Raw genomic sequence first — 8,650 nt, 5'->3', positions numbered from 1 at the left:
TTTAAAACAACTTTCATCTTTTCCTCAAACATATCTATCTTTTCCCTAATATGTAATCTTTTAAATAATTCTAATCGGATAAAATCAATCATATAACAAATCAAATTGATGCATACCGCCGTTCCAAACACTGCCAAAATTTCCAGTATCCATGGAAATCCGGCATACTCTGAAAATCTGTCCTTCATCAAATAATAAAAGACCAGTGGATGATTGTGTATTAAATAAACACCGAATGCCATTGGTGAGCAAAAGCATATCACCTTTTTCCAAAACGAAGATATATTAATCCTTTCAAAAAATAAAAGCAAAAAAACTGCTGCAAACAGGATTGTAGGAGATTTATAGCTGATCAGATAGTTCCCAGCGCGAACTTCACCCAGGAAACGCAGGGTCAGAATTTCAATAAACAGTTTGGATAACCATGTAAATCCCACCATAATAAAATATCCTAAAAGAAACCTTGTTGCTTTTCCTTCTATACTTCGGCCATACTTCTTTACATAGCCGCCTACTAAATATAAAATCATAAGCCAGATTGCACTATATCCATCATTTGTTCCAAACGCGTCACTATAAAACACCGTCTGTATACAGCTAAAGAAGACAAGTATTATTCCAATACAGAATTGCAACTGTCTTTTTTCCATCTTCTCAAGAACTATATTTAAGAGCGGTATAAACAAAAAAAGTGCAACATAAGATGAGAAATACCAGTACTGATTAAACATTACCGGAAATAATGCTTTCATCCATTCCATTGCAGATACAGAAGATGGGACAACAGCCCAAAACAATGCAGTAATGGAAAACGTGTAAAATAGAACCTGTAACCATAATTCTATTATATTTCTATATCTATACCTTGCAGAAACCCATACATATCCGGAAATAAGGGCATAAATATCCACTGCGCAAAATGCCGCAATTTGGAGAAACCATCCTGCTTCATATTGACTTGTAAATCTGCCTGATGCATTTAAAATTCCACCCTGAGTTAATATGTGTAATATCGTCACCATAAACATAGCAAGTATTCTCAGTGTGTCGATTCCATAATTTTTTTCTCTCATAACGGTTTCCTTTTTCGCTAATTCACTTCCAGTTCACAGTTCACAAATTACCAAATCCAAAAAGCGAACGGAAAATATATTTTGTACTTTACCATACAAAACAATACTCTTTCAAACAACGTACACTGTGACGCATCTGCAAATCCCATCCCCTCTCTAAACTTCTTATCATTCATACATGCAACAAACTTTGAATATGATGAGCTTTTTCTAATTCTCATACTATTTTGAGCATATTCGCGTGCAACCATCCTTTTGTAAAAGTCATTCTCCAATTTATGATTTTTACAAAATTTATAAATATTCTCAACTAACTTCATATAATCTGGAACATATTTTTCCGAAAAAAAATGACTGGTCATTGCATTCTCATTATCTCGTCTATAAAAATATAATACCTCATCCAAAATAGCCATTTGACTGCAATGGCAAGCACAATCCCGGATATAACAAAAATCTTCTGCGAAACGTATCGGTGCAAATTTTTCTTTTTTTGCGATTTCTGCCTTCATCATTGTATTACACATAAAATGACACCTTGAATCAGAAATTACTTTTTCAAGTATATCATCATCACTGAGCACAACTTTTTCTGAGCCGATGCTCTCATCCTTGTTCAATCTACCTTTAAATTCTTTATGCCTTGAAAAGACGATATCACAATTTGTATACTGTTCAAACACTTGCAACATTCTTTCCAAACGATCTCTATGATACACATCGTCACTATCAATAAATGTAACATACTCTCCACATATTTGACTCAATGCAAAATTTCTCGCCGTAGAAACCCCTTCATTATTTCTATGGAATATTTTTATACGGGAGTCTTTTTTTGAATAATCATCTATGATTTTTGAAGTATGATCCGTTGAGCCATCATTGACAATCAACAGTTCCCAATGATTATAACTCTGATTACATACACTCTCAATTGCTTCCGAAACATATTTTTCAGAATTATATACTGGCATTATTATGCTGATCATTCTCTCATTTCCTCATCTGCTAATTCTTTACCACTATAAATTTAATCTTATTAAAAATACTTCGAAGAAAACTCACTCCTCTTTGAATAAAGCTTTTTTGAACATATTCATATAAAATCTCAAAACTTTCTCCTCTTCTCATACCCTCCAGAAATTTTTTTCTGTTTGGATGCATTTCCGCTGGTTTTCTTGATTCTGCTGTTGGAGGCAATACTTCATTCAATTTTGCTCCTCTCACAACAAGTTTGTTCCTAATTGCTTCAAGCATTTTCTCACCTTTTGTCGAATGTAATAAAATAATAGACACCCCTTTATCATCATTCATATCAGGCATAAGTTTTTCTATTCCCCAGCCATCTCCTATCGTCATGTCTGATGTTCTTGGGAATCCTTTAAAATGGCACTCATAACACGACGGACGCAAATCTATATTACCTAAAAATAATCTCATATATTCATCTTCAAAAAAATGCACACTATATTGCTGCTTATTAGAAAAAGCAATATTTATAAAAAAGTTATTCCATCCGTTCTTCTTGTTACGAAATTCAAATTTTTCGATTGAAGCATGATACTGATTCCTTTTTTCTTCTAAATACATTCGCCAAATTTTTGATGATGGAACACCATGACAAAGAACATCCACTGTATACAAATTTTCATATTCTTTATTAAGATATTTTTTTAATCCTGCAATCTGACAAGCCGTCCCTGTGAACAAAACTATACGTTTCATTTCCAAGTATTGTCTTGCCTCGGGATAAACATTTTCTAGTCGACTTTCAACATACTTACTTCCACGTAATTTTGACAACTCTTCTTTCGTTTCTATAGCAATATGACGAACTTCAAATTCTTCATCAAACGCGGCACCAAAAATCACTCCATTTTGCTGTAAAATCCATTCAGCAAGAACAGAAAAAATTCCTCCAGATGAACTTTGTTTTCTAATTTCTTCATCTTTGCTATAGCCTACAAACGTCTCTGTTTTTTTATTTAAAATACTTTTATTTTGAATAGGACACACTTTTTCACATTGATGACAATGAATACATTTTTCTTTTTCTACAATCGGATAAAGAAACCCTTCTTCATCTTCTTGCATTGTAATACATTTCAACGGACATATATGCATACAGGCTGTACATCCACAACACTCTTTTTTATTTATCATCTTCTTTTCCATTTTGTCATACCAAATATCAAATTCTTTTCTTCTTCATTACAACTAAAAATCAAAATTGATGCGCCATAAATAATAACGAAAATAATTGCACTTACTAAAAATATTTTTAAATTTTCAAATACAACACATCGAATAATAAATACTGCTACTATTGATGGAACTAAAAATCCTTTCCAGGTTTTTAGTATTTCCTTCCAGAAAAAAATCATATTGATCTTCAATACTTTATGATAAAAGATATTCAAAATCAATCCATTTCCTATTAGAAAACTAAACGCCGTTCCCATCGCAGCTCCAATTGCCCCCCATTCACTTGCTAATGGTATACTGATTCCAACATTACATATTGTCATTATTAAATAAATAATCGTTCTGAATTGATGTTTATTTAGTGCTCTCTGCATTTCAACCGCAATATTCTGAATCAAAGGAATCAACGCCGGTATTACTAAAAATAATGCAGCTGTATATGCAGCTGCATATCCCTTTCCCGCGAAAATATGTACAATAAAATATTTACCGAATACAATAAACCCGCCTGTCAACAATCCAAGGATCATCCATTGTATTCTACCAATTTTAGCCATTAACTTCGTAAACTCTAGCTGATAATCATTTCCATCTTGCGCTGCAATATGATTTACTCTGGGAGCAAATACAGATGAAATAGTAATTGAAAATGTATTAAATAGTCCATTAATCTGTGATGCAACACCATACACCGCAATCTCTTCTGTTCCACTTGTATGACCAAGTATTAACTTGTCTACATTCCAGTTTATCTGATCGATAATCATATTAAGAAACAAAAAAGAACTAAACACTGCGACTTCTTTTAACAAACTCCAATGAAATTTCTGGAAAGAAATAGGAATTTTTATTATAGAAAAACAAAACCATGCATTCACTACAAATCGCACAAGTGTAACCACTGTTGTAACAACTACAATCATAACACTTCCATATCCCATTAAAAGCAATGGAAGACATACAAAAGGATTTATCAGTACTGATGCCAGTCCCAAAATACGCTGAAAAACGAACTGTTCATATGCCGCCACTATGGAATCAAATATACTGCTTATCAATGCAATTGCTATATTTATAACTAATATAAGCATAAGTATTCTTGCTTTCGAAATTTCCGAATCCGATAATTTAGAACCAAAAATCTGTTCTGGAAAAAAACTCAAAACTATTCCGCTTATTGTTGCCAAAACTGCTAATATACTAAAAAGTGTGAAAAACATTCCATTCAAAGATGCCAGTTTTTCCTTGTTACTATAGAATTTTGCAAAAAAACGTAAATATGCTCCTGTAAATCCAAAACTGAACAAACTCAGATAACCAACCACACTGGATACCAACGAATATAACCCGTATTCGCTTTTTCCAAGAAGCCGAATCATAACCGGCATATATATAAGCTGTATAACAATAGTTATTGCAGTTGATACATATGATAATACTACACCTGCTTTTAATTGATTTTTTATTTCTCTCATCGATTATCCTTCTTTACGTTAATTCAAGATAACGCACGTATTATAAATTGTCTTGCCTTCTCTCGTTCCTGCTCCAATATTATATATCCCTCTGAGTAATCCCAGTTTAAATATTCCTCTATATCTTGATTAGCAACATATCTGTTTTGTTGCAGTCCAAACTTTTCCAAAAATGTTTCCATACGGGAATTCATATTTATTTTTGTATTTTCTCTATCAAAAACAATAAATGGTTTATTAAACAAAAAAGAAAATACAACTGAATGAAAAGAGTCTGTACAAATTAAAAAAGCATCTTTTACTAAATTCAGAAAATGTTGTGGACCACATGTGTAAAATATACTGTTCTTATCGTAAATATCTACTATTTCGCAGGAATACTTATCAGCAATACTTTTTGTTATATTTTCCCATTTACTGGATCCGCCTAAAAAATATGTCAAAATATACTTAGAATGATAAAAGATATTCGGTTTCTGTGATACGGTTTCCCAATCATCAGCTGTTAATAACATTGTAGGATCAACTAATACTTCTATATCTTCTCTATTAGTTAAATCTTCAACTATTTTCTTAGCTGTTTCTTCACGAACAGAGATACTTTTATAATTTTTTAAATACTGCTTATATTCTTCCACCTTATAATCAGGTACCTTTTCAACTCCCAAACTTGCCGAAAATGAAATTTTCTTTTCATCATTTGCAAAACTCAAGAAATCTATTCCACTTCTTCCTTTATCATAAGGATTCCATACCTGGTCACTCCCGGTAATAAAGAAATCATACTTTTTATTAAAATCTTCATTAAGCTTCCCATTGATTATAGATTTTTCTGAAAACTTAATATATTTATTAAATTCAAGAAAATTTTGTTTTCTAACAGCGATTGTTTTTCTATTATTAAAATCTTTTAACGATCGAATGAGTATCTTCGCTTTATTCACTATAAAACTGTTACTATTATACTCATTATAAACATTTTCTACATTATATCCCATATTTTCCAGGTAGTACTGAACAGCATAACACTGTAATCTATTTCCATAATTATTAAAATCATTTATCGTAATTACTCCTATTTTCTTCCCCACCACTTTTCTCCTTTATGTCAATTTATAAATTTGTGCTTTTTTCAAATATTTTGAAATAAAATGTACCCATTAAAATCATTCCCATTTCCCAATTATGCTTTATTAACAATTTTGTTATCTTTTTCACACCAGAATAACTTGTACAGTCAAATTCATATTTAAACTTCTTAATTTCCATCCTATTGCCAATATCCTTTATCTGCAAATACTTCTCCTTAAATGACAACGGACATTTCCTTTTACATAACCAATACAAACATCCTGTATACCTTTCTATTGCTGTATTTTTCATTATCTGGGAATTCTCATTCAAACCGCAATATTCAAGAAATCTTCTTTCCCCATTCCATACTGCAATAGCTGTTTCCATAAATGCGTCGTCCCATTTTCCAATATGCGAGATAGAATCTTGTACAATTCTATAATGATAATATTCTTTATCTATTCCACATACTTTCCTAACATTGCATAATAAATCCATCTGGAAACAAATATCTTCACATGTTTTAAACTTATTATGACGCACATCCTTCAACAACTCACTTCTGATAAGTTCATGGCATTCCGACCATGTTCCACGCACGATTTCATTTGCAACTTTTTTGAAATCCTGAAATTCAAAATTTCCACATGGCTTCAAAGGTTTTTTTTTCTTTTCTCCATTATTCTCAACAATAAACCCAAACGGAACAATATCAGCATCCATCTTTTCTGCCAAAGCCACTGTGTCCTGCAATAAAGCCTTTTCGATCCAATCATCTGCATCAATAAAATATGTGTACTTTCCACCTATTCGTTCTATTCCGTAATTACGCGCAATACCCGGACCATGTTCTCCTGAATCATTTTTATATAATTGAATTCTACTGTCTTTTTCCGCATACGATTCTATTATTGAAATACTTTTATCCGTAGAACCATCATCAACTATCAACAGTTCCCATTTTTTGTAACTCTGAGAAATAACACTTTCTATTGATTCTGATAAGAAGCGTTCACAATTATATACAGGCATAATAATGCTGACCAATGGCTGATTATCATTCATATTAATACTATCCTCCAACTACTGCTCCCACTCTATCTGCTTTTCTATCACCTTCGCCGGACATCCTCCCAGTAACAGTTTTTCACCTTCAAACTTCTTTGTCACAAGACTATGATACGCGACCACGCTTCCGTCTGGAATGGAACTATTCTTCAAAATATGAGAGAATGCAGCCACCCAAACATGATCTCCGATTTTGATTTCTCCCCTGTCACGAATTGTTTCCTGATTTTTATGTATCACTTTATGATTATCTGAATCCAGCACTTCCACATTCCAGCCAAATAAAACATTATCCCCTATTGTAATTTTACCATTACATGAAATGGTACAGTTTTTATTACAAAAGAAATTTTCTCCTATTTCTAAAGTTCCTAAATCCAATATTAATGACACTCCGGAAGACATGGTACATCTGCCATTAAATTGAATTGATGAATTTTCATTTAATAACAGATAATTCTTTTTACCGACTTCTCTTCCTTCTGTCCCACCCCATCCAATTCGAACCATAAATGTTGTCGGCTCACAACCAAACCTGATATTTCTGCTCAATTTATCAATATGGGTTTTATATCCTATAAATATCGGAAGCTTCAAAGCCGTCTTAAACGGAAGGCAACGAAAATTTACATATATTGTAATTGGTAAACTTATAATCAGAGAACATATATCTCTTATTTTCAGTGAAAATACATCTTTAATTTCCATTTTTGTTCTCCCTGTTTTCGTCCATTATGTCATTAATCATATCAATAAAGTTTTTGTAATAGATTGTTTCATCATATTGTTTACTTTGTAGTTTAGCTTTTTTTGACATCTTATTTCGTACTTCTGGATACTCTTTCATATAGCAAATTGCTCTTTTTAAATTTTCCACAATATTTTCCCGTTCAATAATCAATGCTGTACTTTCATCAATATACTCCATAACTCCACCGGATCTAGTCACAATCAAAGGAAGCCCTTCTGCCATTGCTTCCAACAGAACCAAACCAGCTGCTTCTTCTACCAACGTAGGGACACACTGCACATCGGCCACTGCCGCATATTGATATACTTCTGAGTTATCTATGTATCCAGCGAAAATAATACGTTCTTTGCTTTGTTCTGAAAGTTTTTTCACTTTTCTTTCATAAGAAGAATATGACCATTTTCCAGAATTCGCACTTCCAATAATAAGAAGTTTAATATTTTCATCTTCTAGACCGATAACCGCCTGCATCAGTTCCAGTACCCCTTTAATTTCCATTATTCTTCCGACATAAAGAATCACAAAATCCTTTTCAGGCAATCCCAACCTTTTTCTTATGCTTTTTTTTTGCTCTTCTGATACATTTCTACTGAAGCTTTCTACATCAATTACATTTTTCAACACATGTGATTTCACTGGAAGGTTACAAACTTTCAGATACTCTTCTGTTACAAATTCACTCACTCCAATGACATGACCATAATGCTCTACAATATTTTCAGGTGGCAGATAATGAATATGGACATGATTTGCAAATTGATCTCGTCTATATCCTTTTGCAATATCTATAATTGCCTGTGTATCCCCACCCTCTGCAATAATCAGATCAAATTTTTCTTGCTTAAATAATTCTGCAATTTCATTGTAATGACGCTGCAAAGGTCTGACACATTTTCCGGTTGTCATTCGTACTCCGAGAAATATCGCATGCATAAACATGTATTTGATCTTTCTTGTATGTGTCCAGAAAAAGTGGACATCCGGATACTGCTTTGCAACTTTCA

8 protein-coding genes are annotated in these 8,650 nt (G+C 32.6%); all 8 read right to left on the bottom strand.

Annotated elements, in window-relative coordinates; translation table 11 throughout:
* Positions 1 to 1,073, bottom strand: a 1,073-nt coding sequence (locus tag ACQRCC_RS08765) for an acyltransferase (protein ID WP_427850432.1), incomplete at its 3' end; no start/stop codon positions are given.
* A 47-nt stretch (positions 1,074 to 1,120) separates the two neighbouring features.
* Positions 1,121 to 2,062, bottom strand: coding sequence for a glycosyltransferase family 2 protein (locus ACQRCC_RS08760; RefSeq protein ID WP_427850431.1), 942 nt, complete (start codon positions 2,060 to 2,062; stop codon positions 1,121 to 1,123).
* A 19-nt stretch (positions 2,063 to 2,081) separates the two neighbouring features.
* A complete protein-coding gene (locus tag ACQRCC_RS08755) occupies positions 2,082 to 3,248 on the bottom strand; it encodes a Coenzyme F420 hydrogenase/dehydrogenase, beta subunit C-terminal domain (RefSeq protein ID WP_427850430.1) in 1,167 nt (388 codons plus the stop codon).
* Positions 3,233 to 4,753: a lipopolysaccharide biosynthesis protein gene (locus ACQRCC_RS08750; RefSeq protein WP_427850429.1), complete on the bottom strand. Its 1,521-nt coding sequence runs from the start codon at positions 4,751 to 4,753 to the stop codon at positions 3,233 to 3,235. The genes ACQRCC_RS08755 and ACQRCC_RS08750 overlap by 16 nt, the downstream gene beginning before the upstream one ends.
* Before the next feature lie 23 nt (positions 4,754 to 4,776).
* A complete protein-coding gene (locus ACQRCC_RS08745; RefSeq protein ID WP_427850428.1) occupies positions 4,777 to 5,844 on the bottom strand; it encodes a polysaccharide pyruvyl transferase family protein in 1,068 nt (355 codons plus the stop codon).
* A gap of 22 nt (positions 5,845 to 5,866) precedes the next feature.
* Positions 5,867 to 6,892, bottom strand: a complete 1,026-nt coding sequence (locus ACQRCC_RS08740; RefSeq protein WP_427850427.1) for a glycosyltransferase family 2 protein — start codon at positions 6,890 to 6,892, stop codon at positions 5,867 to 5,869.
* An 18-nt stretch (positions 6,893 to 6,910) separates the two neighbouring features.
* Positions 6,911 to 7,603, bottom strand: a complete 693-nt coding sequence (locus ACQRCC_RS08735; protein ID WP_427850426.1) for an acyltransferase — start codon at positions 7,601 to 7,603, stop codon at positions 6,911 to 6,913.
* Positions 7,593 to 8,552 (bottom strand): glycosyltransferase family 4 protein, encoded by a 960-nt coding sequence (locus ACQRCC_RS08730; RefSeq protein WP_427850425.1) that lies wholly within the window; start codon positions 8,550 to 8,552, stop codon positions 7,593 to 7,595. The genes ACQRCC_RS08735 and ACQRCC_RS08730 overlap by 11 nt, the downstream gene beginning before the upstream one ends.
* Positions 8,553 to 8,650: the final 98 nt, after the last annotated feature.

The organism is Sporofaciens sp. SGI.106 (assembly GCF_050314255.1).
Taxonomy (GTDB): domain Bacteria; phylum Bacillota; class Clostridia; order Lachnospirales; family Lachnospiraceae; genus Claveliimonas.
Note: the sequence above shows the minus strand (reverse complement) of the source record. Positions and strands in the feature narration are given on the sequence as shown.

Bases quoted from the DNA above. Each gene is read 5' to 3' on its own strand.
- ACQRCC_RS08760 (WP_427850431.1), bottom strand. From the start codon at position 2,062: ATGATCAGCATAATAATGCCAGTATATAATTCTGAAAAATATGTTTCG.
- ACQRCC_RS08755 (WP_427850430.1), bottom strand. From the start codon at position 3,248: ATGGAAAAGAAGATGATAAATAAAAAAGAGTGTTGTGGATGTACAGCC.
- ACQRCC_RS08750 (WP_427850429.1), bottom strand. From the start codon at position 4,753: ATGAGAGAAATAAAAAATCAATTAAAAGCAGGTGTAGTATTATCATAT.
- ACQRCC_RS08740 (WP_427850427.1), bottom strand. From the start codon at position 6,892: ATGAATGATAATCAGCCATTGGTCAGCATTATTATGCCTGTATATAAT.
- ACQRCC_RS08735 (WP_427850426.1), bottom strand. From the start codon at position 7,603: ATGGAAATTAAAGATGTATTTTCACTGAAAATAAGAGATATATGTTCT.
- ACQRCC_RS08730 (WP_427850425.1), bottom strand. From the start codon at position 8,552: ATGACAACCGGAAAATGTGTCAGACCTTTGCAGCGTCATTACAATGAA.